Here is a 21,020-nt window from a genome sequence, read left to right on the forward strand (position 1 = left end):
GAGTCCTATTTCAGGTGTCCAACATCATTCGGATTGGGGCGGATCCACACTCTCATTGTGCATCCCCGCCAGTTCTCCCAATGTGACAGGTTTTAACGGCGGGCGTACACGAAAATGGCCGGTTTGGTCGGCGGAACTGCCGTTGGCTTTGGCTAAGATATTGGTGACCGAAAGCCCGCAGAAACGACCTTGGCATGGCCCCATACCGGGGCGTCCAAACGCCTTGGCCTGATTGGGGCCTAGGCATCCAAGGCGGGCAAAATTGCGAATATCACCGGCTGTAACCTCTTCACAGCGGCAGATTATTGTATCGTCCTGCGGATTTAGCGCAGGGGCGTAAGGTGGGTAAAGCGCGTCCAGAAATGGGCGTATCGCGGTCTCTTTCGCCATTTTCATTTGCAAAGGCCGCGCCTGATGATCCCTTTCGTGTTCAGAAATAAAGCCCGCCAATTCGGCCAAACGGTGCGCGGCCAATCGGCCTGCGATCTCTGATGCCGACGCGCCAATTATGCCGCCGCTATCGCCGGCAACAAATACGCCTTTGACGTCGGTTTCGCCCCAGGCATCCAGAACCGGATGAAAACACGCTTGTTGTGTGCTCCATCTATGCGTGACGTCCAAGGATCTGGCCGCCTGTGTATTGGGCACCACGCCGTGGTGTAGAAAAACCGTTTCACACCGGATGCGATGTGTTTGTCGCCCCTCGGTAAAACTTAGTCCCTCAACAGCGTTCTTTCCAAAGATGGAAACGTTCGTCACGCCTTTGTAGCAAGCCACCCCTGCCCGTCGCAATTCAGCCAAAAGACCCAAGCCCTTTAACAGATAACGCCAGCCTCGAATTGCGCCACCCAAATACCGTGCCGCGGCGCGGTAATCCTTAGCCGTCTCAACCAACGCGGCAGGCGGCTGCCCTGCACGTACCATTTGCGCCGCGACAAGGTATAAGAGCGGACCATTGCCAACCAGAACCGCATTCCGCGCGACAACGCCAGATTGCTTAAGCAGGATTTGCCCAGCACCCACCGTCATTACCCCCGGCAAGGTCCATCCAGGTAAAGGCATGGGCCGTTCAAGTGCACCTGTTGCTAACAAAACATATGGGGCGGAAACGGAATGCGCGCGACCAGCACATGTGTAGGACAGATCGAACCCATTTTCGATAGACCACACGGCTGCGCCAGAAATATGCGTGATACCCTTATGCGCCAGTTTGGCCGTCAGCGCCTGGCCGCTTAGATAATCTTTACCAAGGATTTTCGATCGCAAGTCAGACACATGGCCAACCGATCGAAAAACCTGCCCCCCTGCCCGAGGCTGCTCATCCAGCAGAACAACGGTCATCCCCAGCTCGGCCGCCTGAGCTGCAGCGGCCATACCTGCTGGCCCTGCCCCTACAATCGCCAGATCATAGCGGGACATTACCGGCCTCCGGCGGCGTTGGCCTTGTAATCTTTAGACCTTCGGAAACTTCGATCATGCATGCCTGGCGCGAGATACCTTCGATCTCGACCAGACAGTCAAAACAGGCACCCATCATGCAAAACGGTGCCCTTGGAGCGCCCGAAACCGGAGTATGACGAAAAACAGTGATACCTGCCGCCAAAAGCGCAGCCGCCAGATTTGCCCCAAGCGGCAGATCGAACCGCTCCTCATCCACAAAGACAGGAACACGCTCATCGTTTTCAAGTTCAATGAAAGCGGTCTTCACCGAACACCTCCAAATCCGGGCTGGCGGTCGTATTTTCCAACCAGTCCGGCAATTGCATGGCATGAACTGCGGCAAGAGTAATACCGCTGTGGCAGGTCACCAAGAAAGCACCCGGCATCTTTGCGCTTTGCTGGTAGATCGGCAGCCCGTCCGGTGTCAGAACGCGCAACGCGCCCCAACTGCGCACCAGCTGCGCGCGGGCAAGGATCGGGTATGCTGCAATTGCTTCTGCGGCCAATCCGGCCATACCCCGGCTGGTCACCCGGTCATCCCGTCCCGTATCTTCGTTCGTGGCGCCAATCTGGATTCCGCCTTCATCAACCTGCCTTGCGATGATGGACGGACGATAAATGATCTTGGGTAGTTTTTCTGTAATCAAAACCTGCCCTCGTTCCGGTCGCACAGGTGCCTCAAAACCCAGCTGAGGCCCCAATTGCGCCGCGCCAAGGCCAGCGGTCAATACGATTTTTTCGGCCTGAAATTCTCTTTGGTCCGCCGTGGAAATCTGAAAGCCATCTGCTTTGGAAACACGCGTTACGGTTACCCCCGAAATCACCCGCCCACCCAAACGACGTACATCTGCGGAAAGCGCCTGCAGCAGTTTCAAAGGATTCACATGGCCGTCTTGATGATGCAAAATCGCGCCAGTCACTTTCGGCCCGATGTACGGTTCCTCTTTTCGCAGCGCGTTATGGCCTAGCACTTCGAACGGGTAATCGCCCCCCAGCGCGTCGCGCAGGCCAGAGTAGCTGTGTACGGTATCTTCGAGAGTTTCATCAGAGAAATGCAGGTCGAAACCACCGCGCTGTTCGAGGCTTAGGTCTTTACCGGTTGCCTCGCCCAACTCGTCAGAGAATTCCGGCCACAGAGCTGCGGATTGTTGCGACCAACGCGCGTATCGCGGCTGGTTCAACCCCTTGCCCTGAACGCACACCAACCCAAAGTTCCCACGGCTGGCGCGAAAATCCAGATCGCCACCATCCAATACTGTCACGCGTCGCCCACGCCTGAGCAGACCCCAAGCGATTGATAAGCCGACAACTCCGCCGCCGATGACGATATACTCGGATTCCATGCCTTCGCCCTGAGCCCAACTGGTGCTGGGTTTTTACTTCGCAATTCAATCAAGACGAAAGCCCTTAATGAACCGAAGTGCCTCTGAACGCTAGACGTGGCGTTCCAACCACCCGTCGAGGCGCAGCAAGGGTATACCAAATGGACGAATTGGCGATGGTAGGCGGCGTCACTCTCCGGCGAGGGCCTTCGGTCCTATCGCAGTCACGTCAGCGGAAAAGCCTGGTTTCTTGACTTCCACTAATGGAAGCTCGACAAAAAACTCTGTGCCTTTGCCCAACGTACTGTTGTAGTCAATGGTTCCGCCAAAGTGCTCGACGATACCTTTGGAAATATTCATTCCCAGCCCGGTCCCACCTGCATGCCGTTCATCAGACGAGTCGATCTGCGAAAAGCGGTCGAACACTTTGTCGTGGCTACCTTCGGGAATGCCGACACCTTGGTCCTTAACAAAGATCCGCACCCGGTCATCAACAACATTGCACCCAACCGTGACTGTGCCGCCTTCGAAAGAGAATTTGGCCGCGTTCGAAATCATGTTCGTCAGAACCTGCAACAAGCGCGACGGGTCACCTTTGACGAACATGTCTTGGTGCGCAGACTGATCTTCAACAAGTTCGACATTATGCGCGCTGGCAAATCCCAGATTGCAGGAAATCGCCTCGTCTACCAACGCATTCACATTGACCAAAGACTCGCGAATGACCATCTCGCCTGCTTCCATTTTTTGGATATCCAAAACATCATTGATCAAGGACGCCAATCGCTCACTGTTTTTGCTGGCAAGCTCGACAAGGTTTTGCATTTTGTCCGGCACCTCGCCCATCGCTCCGGACTTGATCAGGTCAAGCGACCCCTTGATCGAGGTAAGCGGTGTACGCAATTCATGGCTAACCGTCGAAATGAATTGGGTCTTGGCGATATAGGCCGCCTTGGTGCGCTCATGCTCTTCTTTCAGCTTTTCCAGCTGCTCAAGGTTCGTCTGGTAAAGCTTCAGGAACACCAGCGAGCAGTCGATCAGAAAGTACATCACAAAGATGACGGTGAAGAAGTGCAGCCATAGGTCTGACGAAAGATCAGGTTGTTCGATCCAAATATCTTTGACCACGATAATCATGAACGAGATGCCGTACATCGCCAGACGCACAATCATTGCCCAGACGAACTGGTGGTTGTTCATGGCCGCGAACAAGGCCGCTGCGAATAAGAAAAACAGCGGTGTAAAGTGTCCGCCGGTCGGCTGCTTTAGCGCAACGGACACGGCGTATAAACAAATCGCTGTCGAGCTGAGGATCGTGTTGAGCAGAATCCATGCCACCATCATGATGATGGCGCGCCGTTCTTCCGGTTGTAACTTGGCGACGCGCTTGGCGAGATACAAATCCTGAGCTTCGCAGATCAGGATCGTGCCATAAAACAAAAGCGCATTCAGCGGGTTGAAAAAGAATGCAGTCAGGATTGTTGTCGCCAGAAAAATCGCCTGCCGCTGCCACAGCAGCGCAAAGCTCATGGCAGTGTAATCCTTGATGTTCTGTAGCAGCCTGTTGTCGGGGTGTTCAGAGACCCGATCCAGTTGAGGTGCTTCGATGGCGGTCATCGTGAAATCTTTTTGCTCGTCGTCCTTGCCTCTGATTAGCGACACAATGAGGACGTAGTTGGTCGGAAATGGGTTCACAGTTTGGCAATAGTCTGAACCGAACTTCAATATTGTCGCGCGCAGCTTTGCCTGACCTCACTGCTCACTCACGCAGCATAGCGGGCAAAGCAGCAACGCTTGACCTTATTAATTTTCGATTTCATTGCGTTTTCAATGAGTTTCCCCCTTAATGCCCCTACAGGCTGGCGAGACAATCAAAGGGGTGGTGCTTTGATCGCTATAGGAAAGATAGAAATGGACCAGCTGGCGGTCACGCCGGTTGCGGCACGGCTGGCAGAAGAACCGGTCTCATTAATACAGTTCGCGCGGTCAGCGGGCCGCAATATGCTTGAGGTCATTCCAGCAGAAACGCTTCGCGAGACATATGTCCGGGGACCGCTCAATATTCACTATATCTGCGACCCGGAAATGATCACCGAATTGTTGGTTGGCCAAGGCCGTGCATTTCCGAAAGCAAAGTTCACCAAGGATATCATCGGGTCTGCCGTAGGCAATGGATTAATCCTGTCCGAAGGTGAAAAGTGGAAAAAACAAAGACATCGGTACTCGCCCCTGTTTGCGGCCAGAAACCTGCCCGTTCTGGCGCGGCACTTTGCGGAAACCGGCATCGAAATCGCGGACTCGCTTGCTGAAAATGAAGGACCGGTCGACATGGCGCAGGTTGCGCCCGCATCGACGCTGACCAATATCTCGCGGGTCATTTTCTCGGGCAATGAGGAAGTGAGCGCCGAACAGATTCGCGTGGGCCTGATCGCATATTTCAATTACATTTCAGACCTTTCTCTGTTTGACTTAATGGGGCTTCCAAAGTGGCTTCCGCGCAAAAAATGGCTCAGCAGCAAAGCACCCGTTACCAAAATGCGCGATCTTGCGCGCCAGGTGATTGAGCTGCGCCGCTCTGAGAACAGAGAAGAACCCGAAGATTTTCTTGATTTGATGATTGAGGCGCTGAAATCCGATTTTGAAGATGCAGAAACAACGGTCGACAATCTGTTGACCTTTGTTGTGGCAGGGCATGAGACCTCGGCCAACGCGTTGGCTTGGGGGTACTACCTACTGGCGTTGAACCCCGGTATGCAACACAGGGTACGCCAAGAAATCCTTTCGGTACGGTCCGACGGTCCGATAGAATTTTCCGACCTTGAAAATATGCCTTTGCTGCGCGCGCACATCAAAGAGACACTCCGCCTGTACCCATCGGCTGCGTTCTTTGCGCGTGACGCCGCCGATGCGCTGGATGTCAATGGCGTGAAGATTGAAGAAGGGGACGCGCTGTTCTTTCCGGTTTATTCCCTGCACCGCAACGAAAAGCTTTGGGATGAACCAGATAAATACCGACCCGAGCGGTTTCTTGGTGGCACGATACCAAGAGGACAATACATCCCCTTCGGTGCCGGACCCCGGATTTGCATCGGTGCGCAATACGCCGAGACCGAAATCATGGTGCTTATGGCCTCGGTTCTTCGGCGGGTGTCCTTCTCGCTCTCCGACGTACCATTGCCTGAGCCGGTACTGACATTCACAATGCGCACCAGTGGCCCACTTGTCTTGAACGCAACACGCGTCTGATAAGGATCGCAGGAACGTCCGCCTCACCTACCCCCGATTTAGGTAGGTTCTACTGCCGTACATCTCTTTCAAAACGGTTTCGAACAGCCGACCCTGCGGCTTGTCTTTTTTGCGTCGCACAGTTTTTTGCATGGACTGCCGCGCCGGCTGTTCCACCATGTGCGAAACCTTTTCCCGCACCTCAAGTTTTGCAACGGCCTTGTCGAACGCTGCAAGCGCGCCGGTTTTTGAGATTGCCCGCATAGAGATCGGCGCGCTCATGACTGCACGCACATTGCCCGAGATTCCCTGACCACCCAGTACATCGCCAAAGATACTGTTCAAGCTTTCTTCATTGGGCAATTTAGCAGCGCTGTACCTACCATGCGACACGACAAGGAAAATGCCGCTGCCGCGGTATGAGAAAATCGACTCTGCATCTCGGGTCGCCGTTTGAAGGGTCTGCCCCAACGCGGAAATCGTGCGGCGAAACTCAGCAAACTCATTCAAATCAAAACGGAACGCTGCGTCCTGCAGTCTGACGGCCGTAACCCACGAGTCAAACAGCCGACTTCTTGCAAGTTGCTCAATATAGTTGTCGAACTCAACATACCGCAAACAGCGCTTTATGCCCGTGATCGACAGTGGATCTTCGAAACTGAACTGTTGATTATAATCAAGCACATCCTGCAGATTTTTTACTGAATCCTTGGTCATCCGGGTACGGATCCGCTCTTGCATCATCAGATGCGCCGCATTCATACGGCTGCGCAATTCGAAGAAGTCGAAAGGCTTGGTGATGTAGTCAAAAGCCCCTTCGGCAAAAGCATCCTCTACGTGTTTTCTGTCGCTCATCGCCGTCAGCATGATCGCCGGAGTTTCCGCATTTCCAGGCGTCGACCGAATTTGCCGCAGCAACTCGATCCCGTTCGTTCCGGGCATCTGGATGTCCAACAGAAAGCAATCGAACGGAGTTTCCGACGCCTTGATGATCTGAAGCGCTTCGTCAGCAGAACTTGCCACTGACACCTGGCAGCTTTCAAACTCTGACAGAGCTGTCTGCAAAAGTTCAAGAATTCCCAATTCGTCATCGACAGCTAACACCTTTAAAGATGTCTGCTTCAACGCGCGCTGGTTCAGCTTACGCTGGAATTGGTCTCTTCCTGGGGTCGAGTGTTTCATGACTGATCAACCGCTTTCCACCTGTTAAACAGGGATAGATTAGAAAACGAGTGGGACGAAACGGCGGCAAAAACTGCAAAAACCTCGAAAGATTTGGGTTTTTTCTTGACCTTATTTTGGCGCAGATTTGGGCTTTTTGATCTAAAAAATTAGTGAGGCCACAAATTATTATTCAACAAATTCAGTAAATTACCGGCGCATTCATCCAATCGCAAGCCGTGCTACGGGCCTGCCACAAAGTACCAACGCCGCAATCCAGTCTCAACAAGAAACTAATAGCCCGTGAAGCAAGTAAAGGTTGTCACCTGCGCGGAGCATCAATGTTGAACAAGACCGACTGACTGACTGTTCCATCGATAGAAAATTTTGCACCAACTGGTGCGGCCCCGACCCCAAGACGCCGAGACCAACGCGCCCAAACCGCAGGTACGATACCCAGAATACGCGAAGCTCCATTTTCTGCAGCGGTAGTTGTCATGCGATAAAACAGTTCCTGCTGTACTGCCAATCTACGCGCTGCTGGAACGTGGTCGCTTACGAAAAAGCGCGACGCCTCCCAGATGTTTGGATTAACCGGGGCTTCGAAGAACAGAATATCCGTGGGCAAGTCATTAAGAATACCCCTTTGCGCATCCCGCAGCATGTAGCTGTAGACCCCGCACCTTGCATCGGTGGGTAGCAGACGCACACCGCCCATGATCTCGCCGAACTCGTGCAACACGACCCATTTACACGCAGGTGTATCGTACTGATCGAATTCCATCCCGTCGACTTCGCCGACCTGCCAATGAAGACGATCTATGAAAATGGACTTTCTGGTCTCAAGGTACTTGGACAGCAGCGTCCCGTATTCGTGCATATTACGGAAACTCATGGCCGTTGCACGAATGCTTCCCAAATCGCGCGTACGATCAGCCTTCCCCCGTTTAAACGAGAAAAGCTTGCGCCGTGCCGCAGGTTTCGGCACGGGTTGGCCTGTATTTGCTGGCTCCAGGTCGGGAAATACCTTGGACGCTGGATATGCCTGTTCGTACCTGAGTGGTCGGTCCATATTTTGCTCTTATTTTAGACACACTTATGACAAGATATTGATTGCCACGTCCACAACTAAATGATGATTTTTTTTTGAAACGCGATTTTGTGTGGCGAATTCACATCCAACACATAACCTTGAGCAAATTACATAGAATTTGGGCACATATTGCGTACTCATTTCACCAATTTGCACTGATCTTTGCTTTCAAAGACTCCGGACAACTTCTTGATAGATAGAAAATTTCCAAAAAATTCAGATTTTGGCATAGATTTTCATGACCAAAGCCACAGAACTGACTGGAAAACGTCTATGGCAAAGCCCCGCAGTTCACTCAATTACCCAACTCATGATTGAGAATCGACTGTGGATAACTCTCACCGCACTTCGCTTTTTTCTCTAATCATTTTGCCTTGAAAAAAAAGGTATTCGGTCACTTGTGCGCCCATCATGCGTCATCCTTTTGCCGTTTTTCTCCGACAACCTGCTCAAAATTGAGATGTCAACGCCCCAGCTGGCCTTTACCCATGGTCTGCAAAGCCTAAAGGTTCAGTTTGGCGGCAAAATCTGGTGACTGTTTATGCGTATACTTGCCGTAGATGACGACCCGAGCATTCTGGAGCTGCTGACCTGTGTTCTGGGCGCTTTTGGCTATGAAGATGTCGTAACCGCCCGCAGCGGCCAAGAGGCACTTGAGGTCCTGTCCCAAACGACCGAGACGTTTGACTGTCTCTTGCTGGATGTGCAGATGCCCGAGATGAACGGCATTACATTGTGCGAAAAAGCACGTGCCCTGCCCGACTATCAGTTCACTCCGATCATTATGATCACGGCGATGGTGCAAAAACAGTACATCGACGAGGCGTTCGAAGTCGGCGCGACAGATTACGTCACCAAACCTTTCGAGTTTGCTGACCTAAAGCAGAGACTATCTGACGCTTACAGACTTGCCGCAGAACGCCGCGCAGCGATCGAAGTTTTTGAGGCTGATGTTTATGCGGTGAACGATTCCGAGATCAACCCTGACTTCCGCCTCAGTGATCCTTTGTATTTTGGCGATTTGCCAGGTTGCATTGGGTTGGCAGAATTCGAAAACTACGTGGTCCAGTTGTCGACGATGCACTCCAGAGCGTCCAAGATGATGGCCGTCAAAGTCACGGACGTCGAAGAAATTTACCTCGCTTCGACTTCAGTTGAGTTCCGTGAAACCATGGCGGCCGCCGGATCCGCGCTGTTGGCCGCGACACAGGAAGGGCGAAACTTTGCGACCTATTGGGGGAATGGCGTCTTTCTGCTCATCCATGAGAGCAAATCGGGCGTAACCGCCGCTCAGTTGGGCCATCAACTGTCCAAGCGCCTCATGTCAGGTCTAGGTGCAAATGATCCATATGGCGATTTTTCTTATCAGGTAGGTCAGGAAATCGCCCTGCGCGCATCGTCCAAGATGGAAGCGCTGTTCCTAATAGACAAAGCCGTGGAACTGGCGGATATCCCCAACACACCGGTAGCACGGGTCGGCTGATTTGAATGCTCAAGGCTCTTCAGCCGAGCCGCTACATCTCTGAGCAAGCTCACAAGCCGACAACTAGATTGTGGCGTCTTGGTTTAGTTTATCACTATAATCGCTGTTAGTCGTCGGTGACGGCTGACAAAGCGGTGCCCTTGCCTGACTATCGAGAAAATTGGACCATTTGCTGCGGCTTTTCCAGCAGTGGGATGCTTCGACTACAGGCATAAAACTTTTCAGCACGACACGGATGATTGAAGACCTGCCGCGCCATAACCCATAGCATTGGGCGTCAAATGACCCATCTTAAAAACCGGATTCGAAGTTAAAACCGTTTAGCGCGGTCGGACGGGTTATTTCGAATGCCCTCTCCAGAAGTTAAGCTAGAGCAAGGTTTTTCGACTGCACGAAGTGTCAGCGATGAACAGCGTTTGTAAACGGCAACCAAAAACTCTCACGCTACGTTACGCTCTTATGATATAATTAAATTCGAATGTGATTTCACAATCCATCACACCCGTTTGGTTGTTTGAATTGGGAGGTTCAGATGCTTCGATTGTCCGCTTGCCTATTTACTATGGTATTACTACCGACCTCTGGCGTTGCTGACGCTGTACCTAGCGAAAAAGCCGCGGAAGGTACTTTTGCTGAACAGCCCTTTTCACCCTACGCCAATCGGACTTTCCCCGAGCGCCCCCTCTGGGGTGACACGCACCTGCATACCGGTTTGTCCTTGGACGCCGGCGCATTTGGCAACACGTTGCTTCCGGATGACGCATGGCGGTTTGCTAAGGGCGAGCAGGTTATCTCGTCAACCGGACAACCAGTTCGCCTGTCCCGACCTTTGGACTGGATGGTTCTGACCGATCACACTGACCTGATGGGGTTTGCGCCAGACCTTCAGGCGGGCAAACCTGGTGTTTTGTCCGACCCGAAAGGGCTGGAATGGTATGAGGGGTATAAAGCTGGCGGGGAAAATGCCGCAAAAGCTGCCTTTGATATTATCACTAACTTTTCGCAGATGACCCTTCCCGAAATACTGCTGGAGTCCTACAGCCCTGGCGCCGATGCGTTCGCCTTCACTTGGGAACAGATTGTACTAGCCGCAGAACGACACAACGATCCGGGCCAGTTCACCGCCTTTATCGGATTCGAATGGACCTCGGTTCCAAAGGGTTTCAATCTGCATCGCAACGTCATGCTTCGGGATGGGCCAATTCGCGCCTTGCAGATGGTGCCCCCAGTAACCCAGCCCCCGTACGGCGACACCGACCCAAGGGCACTTTATGCATGGCTCGAAGAATATCAGGAAAAAACCGGGGGACGCGCCGTTGCATTCGCGCACAACGGCAATCTGTCAAACGGTTGGATGTTTCCGACGGAAGACACCTATCACGGTGGCAAGGTCGATGAAGAATACGTCACAAACCGCGCCAAATGGGAACCTCATTACGAGGTGACTCAGATTAAGGGTGACGGAGAAGCCCATCCCTTTCTCAGCCCTGAAGACCCATTTGCCGACTATGAAAACTGGGATGTCGGCAACCTCGATATCACCGAGTTAAAAACCGAAGATATGCTGGCCGGCGAATACGCGCGTGAAGCTCTGAAACGAGGCTTGGCTTTGGAAGAAAAGTTCGGCGTCAATCCCTACAAGTTCGGGATGGGTGGCGCGACGGACAGCCACACTTCGCTCGCGACAGCCGAAGAGGAAAACTACTTCGGAAAATCGGTCAGCGCAGAACCCTCTGCCACGCGCGTGTTGCACCCGTTTGTAGAAAGCGATCTTGGTGCCTTTGAGGGGCATACACTGGTCGCGTCTGGCTACACTGCAGTTTGGGCATCGGAAAATACAAGGGCCGCAATCTTCGACGCCTTTAAACGCAGGGAAACGTATGCAACGACCGGACCACGAATTGGGTTGCGATTCTTTGGTGGCTGGGACTTTGCCGAAGAGGATATGTTGACGAGGCTGGTGGCCGATGTGGGGTACACAAAAGGTGTGCCCATGGGCAGCGACCTGCGACCCCGTGAGAACGACGGCGCGCCGAATTTCCTGATTGGAGCATTACGCGACCCGATCGGAGCAAATCTTGATCGTGTACAGGTCATAAAAGGCTGGCTAGACGCCAACGGAAATCTACAAGAGAAGGTTTTCAATGTCGCCTGGTCCGGTGAACGCACATTGGATGCGCAAGGAAACCTACCGGATGTCGGTAACACTGTCGATTTAGACACCGCAAGTTGGAGCAATACGATCGGCGCATCCGAGCTTTTGACGGTGTGGACCGATCCCGAGTTCAACCCGGACGAGCGTGCATTCTACTACGTCCGGGTGCTGGAGATTCCGACCCCCCGGTGGGTACTATATGACAAGTTGAGGTTTGGAATAGATCTGCCTGAGGAGGCTCGCCTCACCCATCAAGAACGCGCCTATTCGTCTCCGATTTGGTACACGCCAGGCGGTTGAGCTAAATTCCAAAACACAACGCATCGGCTGCAACTGCACCTTACCCTCTGTCCCGCCAAGCAACAGGTGCGACATACCCAGATGGGTGGCGGCAGCTTAAAAAAGCTCTGCAGGGAGTGCTTTCAGACGAATTCGAACCGGTCTCAGTTTGCCGGCAAATGCGTGAGCTTACACGGAACAAAGTTGACGCCACTCGGCGAGGGCGACGGTTCGGTTAACTTTAATAATGTGTCGCGAACAAAGATGGCGTTCCTGATTGAAGTGTTTGTGCACCGAAGAATAAACAGCGGCGAACTTTTGCAAACATCGCATCTGTCGGAAATGCAGCATCGCTCGTTCTCTTCGTCGAAATGGAAGGTGTGAGTTTTCCGCTCGGTTGTTCACCCAGCATCCCATTTCCTGCCTTCACGCGTTGCCAATAACTTTCAAAGCGACGCCATAGGACCGAAGTCTGTCCGTCACAATCACTTCCGGCCGGCCATACCTCATCATTGATTTTCTTAAGAATTTCAACGCTGCATTACGATCCCGACGCTTAGTGACATAGCTATCCATTACTTCACCCTCATGATCAACGGCTCGCCAAAGGTAGTGTGTCTCGCCATTGATCTTCACGAAAACCTCGTCCAGGTGCCACTACAAGTTCGAGTAAGAACGCATCAGGCTCCCCCTGTTTTTGCGGATCTCAGCTGCGAACATTGGACAAAATCTGTTCTACCAAAACCGCACCGTTGCGTGGCTTACGTGGATGCCGCGCTCATGCAGAAGATCTTACATGTTCCGCAGCGACAGCGGGAACCGGACATACATCATAACCGCCAGGCGAATGATCTCTGGGCTGGTTTTGAAGTAGCGAAATGGATTGGTCTTTGTCATCCCACGATGCTACGAAACCACCTTAGCCGCCTCAAGCCAGTTTCCTCTAAAAAGGCCTGCTACAGTGTACGAGCCGAATATGGTGCTCTCTGGACGGGCGCAAAGTTATCCTTTAGAAACACACGAAAACCACAGCCCCCAAAAGAACCAAAGTCATGATTCTGCCTTCGCAGGGCTAAACGCCCCCTAATCACTCAGAGCGAAAAACGCTAAAGCGCGACTTAAAGGCCGGGCTATTCCCGTTTATGAATCATGACAAATAAAACCATTACACCTGGGGCGTCTACGCGCTCAGAATTGCTGCCGCTCATTAGGCTGGCTGTCCCATTGATGGTGGGACTGGCCGCAGCCCTGTTGATTGGTGTGGTTGACACCGTAATGATGTCCCCGCTTGGGACCGTACCGCTGGCAGCAGCCGGTGTGACAACTGCAGTTCTGATTATTTTGATCTCTGCCCTTTGGGGCATTGTTACTGCAATTTCTGTTCAGATCAGTCAGGCCGAAGGGGCACGTGACGCCTTGCGGGTCGCTTTAGCATTGCGCAGTGGGATGTTGCTGTGCCTGATCGGCGGCGGGGTTGCGGCACTTTCGATGGCCGCGCTCTACCCTTTGTTGGGCCCGTTAGGTCAACCGGAAGAGGTGCTTGCGATCCTGGCGCCTTACTGGATGTCGATGGCGCTATGGATCATTCCGTTCACTCTGTTCTTCGGTCTTAAAGCACTGTTCGACTCGGTCGGTCGCCCGTGGACTGCGGTGGTGCTGTCCTATCTGGGTGTCGTTATCAATGTGCCTGCCAATTACGCCCTTATCCATATCCTCGACCTCGGAATTCTGGGTGCCGGGTTGGCCAGCATACTTTCGCAATGTGCGTCACTTTTGGCAGCCATTGTGGTTCTTGTAAGATCGCCCGGGCTTGCGGCATTTCGTCAACGCGTATCTGTCGCCTGGTCCGACGTATGGGCGCAGACAAAGGGCGCGGCTCCGCTTTGTATTGGCTATGCTGGTGAAGGCGGAGCATATGCCGTGGTTGGCCTTATGATGGGTTGGCTTGGAGCCGAAGCTTTGGCTGCACACCAGATCGTCAATGCACTGGGCGGCCTGGCCTACATGATACCCCTTGGGATGGCGGGTGCCGCGTCGATCCGCGTTGGGCTAGCAGTCGGTGCAGGGGATGTTTCTCGACTGAGGCCTATCCTGAAAGCATCTTTTGTCATGGTGACACTCTGGCAAGCAATTGCAGCCATCGTTTTTGTGACCGCAGGTCGCGTGATGGCGGAAACAATGTCCGACGACCCCTCGGTGATAGACCTTGCCGCAACACTGTTTTTGATTGTTGCGCTTCTGCAAGTCGCAGACGGCGTCCAAGGCACTGCGCTTGGGGCTTTGCGCGGAATGTCAGATATGAGCTGGCCGACCATCATTACGCTTACCGCGTATTGGCCACTTGCCCTACCAGCCTGCTATGTACTTGGGTTCGTGTTCGATCTTGGCGCTGTTGGTGTTTGGCTGGGGTATACCCTGGGCTTGGTGGTCGCGGCGGTTGCACTACCCATTCGGTTTTGGTCACTGACCAAAGTGGAATAGTTGTGTGACTCAATGTGAACGGACTTCGGCGCCAGCCCAAAACAACGTTTGCCCAACTGTTTATTCGTTTCCCATGGTCTGCAGGAAAACCGAAAACAGTTCCCCCTGCGAATTGATGCGTAGTTTGGAGTACACGTTGCGCCTGTGTATGCGAACGGTGCCCGGCGAAATGTTCAGGAGTTTTCCGATCGCCTCGGAGGAATGTCCGCGTAGCGTCAGTTCAACTATTTGACCCTCTCTGGGGGTCAAAGCGCCGTCGCCGATTGACTTGAAAGCCGTGGTGACTTTTTGGTTCATGAGTTCGGACGTCTTGGCCCGGTCTCTTCTTTCCGTATCAGACCAGTGGCGGCGGCAAAGCGCGTCCACGACAGGCTGGATATCCGACAAAACACGCATCTCTGTCTTGCTGAACTTTTTCTCGGTTCGCATCAGCGACACAACGATCGAAAGACGGTCATCTACGTCAACTAGGAATCCAACTTCTTCAGCCAGTCCGGTTTGGGCATAGTAGCTGCGGAAATATTCACCCTGATAGAACCGGTCAGGGGCGATTTCCTTCAGGCGCCAGATGCCCGGCGGCGTGCCCCGTGTGCTTGCCAAGATCGGCTGCCCAGTGCAGCAGGGTAAGTGCCTCGTTCCACTTAGGATAGGGGCCGAAATTGCTGGTCTGATCAGTGAGGTGCATGGCCCCATAAGCCGGCATCCAGCGACCGTTCTTTTTACTGCGACAGCAACCGCAAAGCCAACTCCGGCTCCGTCGCAGCGTTTATCTGCTGGGAAGTCAGGATCGCCACGCTACTGTCCATAAACGTTAAGCGGAAGTCCCAATTGGCAATCGATAGAAGGTTTGACCAATCAGGTAGTTCGGAGATAAATCCTCGTATGGATAACCACCCTATCTTTTGGACGTTTCGCCGCTGCCCTTACGCGATAAGAGCCCGGCTCGCACTTGCGAGTTCACAAGTAACAGTCGAGTTGCGCGAAATTCTCTTGCGGGACAAGCCAGAGGCTTTCTTGCAAACATCTCCATCCGGCACAGTGCCCGCGCTTCGCCTTCCAGACAAAGTCATAGATGAAAGCCTAGAAATCATGGTTTGGGCGCTACAACAAAACGACCCGCAGCGGCTTTTGGACATGCCTTCAGAAGGTTGGGACCTAATTTCGGTGAATGATGGCCCGTTCAAAGCTGCATTGGATCACACAAAATACGCCACGCGTTATCCGGATCTGGACATCAATGAGGAACGCAGGAAAGCGATGCGCTACTTGCTCGACCTCAACGAACGGTTAGTCGGGCGAGCTTGGCTATTTGGAGGTAGGCCCACCTTAGCCGATCTAGCGCTTCTGCCGTTTGTTCGCCAATTTGCTCATATAGACAGGGCGTGGTTTGATGCACAGGAGTGGCCAAGATTAGTGGCTTGGTTGGATCAGTTCCTGGACAGTGAAACTTTTATGCTGGTAATGACAAAGCATACAATTTGGTCAGAAGACGATGCACCGGTTTGGCTCAACGTCTAAACGCAAGACTTCGTACCGACCCCTTCCCTCCATTAACCAACCGGTCAAGATGCTGCATTCGCAGCCCGCACAGCAAAAGTTAGCCATATTTGGTCGAACTACGTCTTATCATATGACTGGACGGGGGGACTTTGTTACCGTTGGTTTCGTCAAGTATAAGGGCCACATTGCGAACGGAATGGCTGGAAAGAAAACTGCAGCGGTGGGTAGAGTCAGTGCCGGGGCGCAATTTCAAACGCTATCCTTTTTGAGTAACTAGCGGACGTCAACTCTCCTTTGGTCAGCGCGCCTGTGCTGTAACTTTGATATCTGCCTGATTTTTCTTAAGCGTTTGAGGGAGACTTCGCGGTGACCCTAGGCGTGATCTGGATCAGGAAAGGCAACCGCAGTTGCCGATGCCTTTCCTGTTTCACTCCTGCAAATCGGTTTTCCAAAGGTCAGTGCAGGGTTAGTCAAAAACCAACTGAAACATCTGGCTGTCCTTCAATTATCAGGAAGTGATGGAATTCCAGATCGTCGATATCCACTTCCTTCAACAGCAAGCTGGAATCCTCAGCATACTGCAACAGCGCACCGTCGCTAGTTTGGACGAGGTCCAGCAAAGGATCATATGTTTCGCCAGCTCCAACCTCGATCACAACGGAGTCGAAGTTGAAATCGAAGTCATCAACAACGTCGTGACCATCCCCTGTTGCAACGCCAGTCGATGTGCTGCGCACTACGCCGATCATGTCATTTCCGTCGTCGGTGATCAGCACATCATTCCCGAGGTTGCCGACAATCAAATCGTCTCCTACACCGGCATCGATCGTGTCGTCCCCGTCGCTGCCGATGATCAGGTCATTTCCTGCCCCGGTTTGAAGATCGTTAACGGTGCTTCCGGACAAATCCACCTGATCGTCGTAATCCGTCGTTACGATACGCTCAAAATTTGTGTAGACCGACGCGATCTGACCACTGGCCTGTGAGAATTCGATCAACTCGTACGAGTTGGATTCTACAGAATATAGCTCTACACCTTCTGAGCTTGAGGAGAAATTCAGCGTATCAATGCCTGCGCCGCCATCGACCAAGTCAAAGCCGGGCCCGGCAAATGCAATGTCGTCACCGCCAAGCAGGTCCACGATGTCTCCACCGGCGCCACTGATCCAAACGTCATCCGCTTCGGTACCAACCACAATTCCACCGACCAATGTCACGTCGGCTGCCGAGCTGTTGTTGGTAGGATCAACGTCCGAAGGGACATCTGAAACCAGAATGACCTGATAGTCACCAGCCGCCACGCTAACGTCGATGTTTGCGGAAGCCGTGAGGGTCGTCGTTCCCCCTGCTTGCAGGCTTGCCGTGCCGGTCCAAATCTCGATGTCATCTTCAGAAAGGGTCCCATCTGTTGAAAGATAGGCCGTGAACCCTGTATTGATTGCCGGACCAGTGCCAAGGTTTGATACGTCAAATTCCAGATCAAGCCGCGCACCTGTAGAAGAACCAGGGAAATCATTCGGACCCAGATCGAAATCTGATGAAGCCTCGATGCTGACAGTGCCCATCGAGATATCCACGGTCGGTTCTGGTGGTGGAGAAAGAGTGATCGTTTGGACGACAGTATTGTTGTCCAGTTGCGTGTCTGCGGTTCCGTCGCCCCATTCAACAACACTGATCAGATAGTAATCGCCCGGAGCATAGTCCTCTGGCAGCCAATGAGACGTTGAGGGGCTTGTCGTCAATCCGGAATAGGTTCCACCGGTGATACCCGCAATCCGGTGATCGTCCGCAGAAATCGTGGCATCCTCAGAAATATATGTCGCAACCTTGAAATACGAGACATCCATGTTGGAGGCATCGTGGATGACGTAATTCATCTGAATTCTCGCACCGCTTTCCAGATCAAGATCAGAACTGCCGTCGACGGTTGCGGACACAAGTTGCAGGTCTGTGCTGGGGGCTTCGACCGTGATCTGCACCCAGTCAGTCTGGTTGTCCGCTTCACTTTCTTCGTCAAGAGCATTGGTGCTGTCTACGCGCACGGCAACCCAGTACGTTCCCGGCTCCAGCGATCCCGGGTCAAATGAGAACGAGACCGTGTCCGAAGTTCCAACGGGTGTCGCTCCAAGCTGCGCCGTATCGACTGTGCTTATCACAGCCGCGTCGTCCGGGGCGGATGCGACCAAAAGTTCAACTGTAGACTCTGCGGCGTCGATCACACCGTTGGACGCGATATCCACGTGGATGTCGGTTGTCTCGCCGGGGGACAGGCTTGCATCTTCAACCTCAAGGGCCCCGGCAGTAAGATTGGCAAGGCGGGGTACAATGACTTCGGCCGCTGATTGCGTCATGTCCGCAAATTCGAATGCTTCGACGCCCGAAATTGTGTCAGTGCCTTCTGGACCAGCTACCTGGATACTGCCATCGCTCAGTAAATTGACGTCGTAGTCGTCTCTGGCATGGGTGAATACAACTGTATCGGTGCCGCTTCCGCCATATACTTTATCGTTACCACCGCCGCTGATCAGCCGGTCGTTCCCTCCCTTGCCGTCCAATATCTCGTCGGCATCTGAACCAATGAGCACATTGTCTCTTTTGTTTCCGGAAATGACGTTGTTGTCACTGCCACCTTTATTAGGTTTGGGCATAATAAACTCCTTTAATCTATAGACTTACTGGATGAGTGACAAAGAATTACGTCAACAATTTGACAATGAGCGTCTAGACGATCGAACAATCTTAGATTGATTTCCCCAAAAGGTGGAAACCGGCTGCGGGGTGATGTGGTGCATTTCTGTTTCGTTGAAGCTACACTGCTGCGCATTTGCAAAATGCGAAGATCAGAATTGGGCCGTTGGCACGGGGGCCAATGCCAGTTCGCTATATATTCTGCTGTTGGTCAGAAAACAGCATGCGTCACATTGAGCTCCAGGTAGTCATCCGCCGGTTCGGGGCGTTCGGCCTATGCGACTGCTAGTACCGGGCCGTCCAATAGCCGGACAAGGTCGCCGAAGTAGCCACCTGATCGGGCGGGCAATGTGGGATCAGAAGTTATGACGACGGCGAGGTTTCGTTCGAAGTGTGCCGCGATGATTTGGCCGCCGTAGCCTCTCGCCAGGGAATAGCCGGAAGGCGACAAGAACCATCCGTATCCGTATTCCAGGCCTGACCAAGGGGATCGAGCGTGGGGTTTGGTTGAAGCCTCAATCCAATTTTGGGGAATGATCTGAGTCCCCTGAAATGCCCCGCGATTAAGCAATAGGGTTGCAATCTCCAACATCGCTGTGGGTTTCAGTGCCATCTCATTTCCGCCGAGATAGTAGCCTTGCGGGTCTCGCGTCCATGCGGGTATCTCAATTCCCAGCGGGTCACCGAGCCGCTCCCGAGCCTGCTGAAGAAGGCTCTTCCCTGTAGCTTCAGTTAGAGCGGCCCCAAGGAGATGTGTTGAACCTGTTGAGTACAGCATGCGTGTCCCGGGTTCTGCCACCATCGGGCGGGTCAGAGCGTCTGCAATCCAGTTTTGTGAGCGCACCCAATCACCGTAGTTGGGGCCTGAAGTCCTTTCGAGACCCGCCCGCAGTGTCACCAAATCCTCCATCGAAATCTCTGCTGATCCGGGAGTGGCATCTGGTGGAAGAATGCCGGGTGCGACCTCCCCAAGAGTCGAATTGATCGATGGGATTTCACCGTTTTCGATCGCCACCCCAAGAAGCAGTGAGACGATGCTCTTCGAGCAGGATTTGATATTTGCCAGTCGGTTGAGACCGGGGCCACGAGGCGCTTCTGCAAAGACTGTGTCGCTGCCTCTTTTGATCTGAAGGGAATGTAGTTGCGGGAGCTGGCCAATCGCTTCGCTTAGGGCACCGGCCCGTGCTCTCGCGATGTGCGGAGCAGCAACTGCACTAGTTGCGGCTACAACAAATTGTCGGCGACTGATCATACCAGCACATGTGGCTACGTTTGCCGAAATTTCCAGTCCCGCTGGTCTCTCTTGTTGTGAAAGTCAATTGCCTTAGCCCCTGCGCGACTTACGGACCGGCAAACGAAAGCTCTGGGCTCGTTGCTGCCATGCGGCTTGGCAGCGAAGTAGACTGACTTATACTGCCTTGGTCAACTTCGAGTTGTCGTTGTGCGTGGTTATGGCGGATAGTAAGATCAGTAATGAAAACCCAAACTCGCCTGCCATTCGCGCCCTTCGACCAGCGTGGAACAAGGGTCGCATTGTTCGTAGAAAGCGACCGCTAAAACCGAAACATGTTTGGGAGATCCGCTTTAGACACGAGCTGGCCGAAAACCACTGTGACCTTGCATTGATCAATATGGCTATCGACAGCAAACCCCGCGGCGGTAACCTATTGAAGATGAAAGTAGCGGCTGTCGTGTCATCGGGACAGATCAAAGAGCACGCTTCCGTTCTGCAAAGCAAAATGCAGAAACCGGTACGCTTCGAAATTTCCGAAGGTACACCTGTTTCGTGCGAGAAGTGGATGGTAGATTAGCTAATGGTCGGAGCCGGTAAACTTTGGTACGGCCGTTTTCATGAACGTTTGAATACCTAAACCCAACAGCATGCCCGGATAGTCCGGGATTGGGCGACGTCCGTCGAACTTGAGGCAAGCACCTATGATGCACACTCCATGCGAAGAACCAATGTAACTCAATCTTACAAGAAAATGGGCAACCTCCGCTCAGTTTAGCTTCTACTCCGACATACCAAGATGGATAGCGCGGTACGATATCTGGGGGTCGAACTAGAAGACGCTTTGGCTATCGCGGAAACCATCGAAGTTTAGAAATCCTGGACCGTTTGAACAGGTGGCCCAAACTTGCCGTTTAGCACCCTGCATTTGCTGTCCGCATCGCCGACATTCACTGCAAAGG

14 protein-coding genes and 2 pseudogenes are annotated in these 21,020 nt (G+C 53.0%); 6 read left to right on the forward strand and 10 right to left on the reverse strand.

Annotation, left to right across the window (positions count from 1 at the left end; translation table 11 throughout):
• Positions 1-24: 24 nt before the first annotated feature.
• The 4 genes from ACR0DG_RS11320 to ACR0DG_RS11335 form a co-directional block, all read right to left on the reverse strand.
• Positions 25-1,419, reverse strand: a complete 1,395-nt coding sequence (locus ACR0DG_RS11320; RefSeq protein WP_480697883.1) for an FAD/NAD(P)-dependent oxidoreductase — start codon at positions 1,417-1,419, stop codon at positions 25-27.
• Positions 1,406-1,708 (reverse strand): (2Fe-2S)-binding protein, encoded by a 303-nt coding sequence (locus ACR0DG_RS11325; RefSeq protein WP_480697884.1) that lies wholly within the window; start codon positions 1,706-1,708, stop codon positions 1,406-1,408. The genes ACR0DG_RS11320 and ACR0DG_RS11325 overlap by 14 nt, the downstream gene beginning before the upstream one ends.
• Entirely contained in the window at positions 1,689-2,783 is a 1,095-nt protein-coding gene (locus tag ACR0DG_RS11330) for an NAD(P)/FAD-dependent oxidoreductase (RefSeq protein WP_480697885.1), read from the reverse strand. The genes ACR0DG_RS11325 and ACR0DG_RS11330 overlap by 20 nt, the downstream gene beginning before the upstream one ends.
• Positions 2,784-2,951: 168 nt before the next feature.
• Entirely contained in the window at positions 2,952-4,424 is a 1,473-nt protein-coding gene (locus ACR0DG_RS11335) for a sensor histidine kinase (RefSeq protein ID WP_480707154.1), read from the reverse strand.
• A gap of 249 nt (positions 4,425-4,673) precedes the next feature.
• Between ACR0DG_RS11335 and ACR0DG_RS11340 the strand changes: the two genes are divergently transcribed.
• Complete coding sequence (locus ACR0DG_RS11340; RefSeq protein ID WP_480697887.1) at positions 4,674-6,008, forward strand: cytochrome P450; 1,335 nt, start codon at positions 4,674-4,676, stop codon at positions 6,006-6,008.
• Positions 6,009-6,035: 27 nt separating this feature from the next.
• Here the strand turns inward: ACR0DG_RS11340 and ACR0DG_RS11345 are convergent, their stop codons facing one another.
• Both ACR0DG_RS11345 and ACR0DG_RS11350 read right to left on the reverse strand, forming a co-directional pair.
• Positions 6,036-7,169 carry a response regulator gene (locus ACR0DG_RS11345; RefSeq protein ID WP_480697888.1) on the reverse strand — a complete coding sequence of 378 codons (1,134 nt, stop codon included), beginning with the start codon at positions 7,167-7,169 and terminating at the stop codon, positions 6,036-6,038.
• Positions 7,170-7,470: 301 nt separating this feature from the next.
• A complete protein-coding gene (locus tag ACR0DG_RS11350; RefSeq protein WP_480697889.1) occupies positions 7,471-8,043 on the reverse strand; it encodes an acyl-homoserine-lactone synthase in 573 nt (190 codons plus the stop codon).
• Between the two features lie 739 nt (positions 8,044-8,782).
• Between ACR0DG_RS11350 and ACR0DG_RS11355 the strand changes: the two genes are divergently transcribed.
• Both ACR0DG_RS11355 and ACR0DG_RS11360 read left to right on the forward strand, forming a co-directional pair.
• A complete protein-coding gene (locus ACR0DG_RS11355) occupies positions 8,783-9,724 on the forward strand; it encodes a response regulator (RefSeq protein ID WP_480697890.1) in 942 nt (313 codons plus the stop codon).
• 532 nt (positions 9,725-10,256) lie between these two features.
• Positions 10,257-12,179 carry a DUF3604 domain-containing protein gene (locus tag ACR0DG_RS11360; protein WP_480697891.1) on the forward strand — a complete coding sequence of 641 codons (1,923 nt, stop codon included), beginning with the start codon at positions 10,257-10,259 and terminating at the stop codon, positions 12,177-12,179.
• Positions 12,180-12,347: 168 nt separating this feature from the next.
• Here the strand turns inward: ACR0DG_RS11360 and ACR0DG_RS11365 are convergent.
• A pseudogene (locus ACR0DG_RS11365) lies at positions 12,348-13,055 on the reverse strand (IS6 family transposase).
• A 252-nt stretch (positions 13,056-13,307) separates the two neighbouring features.
• Here ACR0DG_RS11365 and ACR0DG_RS11370 point away from each other — a divergent pair.
• Positions 13,308-14,639: an MATE family efflux transporter gene (locus ACR0DG_RS11370; RefSeq protein WP_480700570.1), complete on the forward strand. Its 1,332-nt coding sequence runs from the start codon at positions 13,308-13,310 to the stop codon at positions 14,637-14,639.
• Positions 14,640-14,699: 60 nt separating this feature from the next.
• On the opposite strand, the gene ACR0DG_RS11375 is transcribed toward ACR0DG_RS11370, so the two are convergent.
• Entirely contained in the window at positions 14,700-15,239 is a 540-nt protein-coding gene (locus ACR0DG_RS11375) for a helix-turn-helix transcriptional regulator (protein WP_480707156.1), read from the reverse strand.
• Positions 15,240-15,521: 282 nt separating this feature from the next.
• Here ACR0DG_RS11375 and ACR0DG_RS11380 point away from each other — a divergent pair, with 282 nt between their 5' ends.
• On the forward strand, positions 15,522-16,157 hold the full coding sequence (locus ACR0DG_RS11380; RefSeq protein ID WP_480700475.1) for a glutathione S-transferase: 636 nt from the start codon (positions 15,522-15,524) through the stop codon (positions 16,155-16,157).
• 452 nt (positions 16,158-16,609) lie between these two features.
• Here ACR0DG_RS11380 and ACR0DG_RS11385 read toward each other — a convergent pair whose 3' ends face one another.
• Positions 16,610-18,787 (reverse strand): CARDB domain-containing protein, encoded by a 2,178-nt coding sequence (locus tag ACR0DG_RS11385; protein WP_480700476.1) that lies wholly within the window; start codon positions 18,785-18,787, stop codon positions 16,610-16,612.
• A 314-nt stretch (positions 18,788-19,101) separates the two neighbouring features.
• Positions 19,102-20,079, reverse strand: a complete 978-nt coding sequence (locus ACR0DG_RS11390; protein WP_480700477.1) for a serine hydrolase domain-containing protein — start codon at positions 20,077-20,079, stop codon at positions 19,102-19,104.
• Between the two features lie 199 nt (positions 20,080-20,278).
• On the opposite strand from ACR0DG_RS11390, the pseudogene ACR0DG_RS11395 reads away from it, so the two are divergent.
• Positions 20,279-20,932 (forward strand): annotated as a pseudogene (locus ACR0DG_RS11395) (site-specific integrase).
• Positions 20,933-21,020 lie beyond the last annotated feature (88 nt).

Source organism: Ruegeria sp. BG8, from assembly GCF_056538325.1.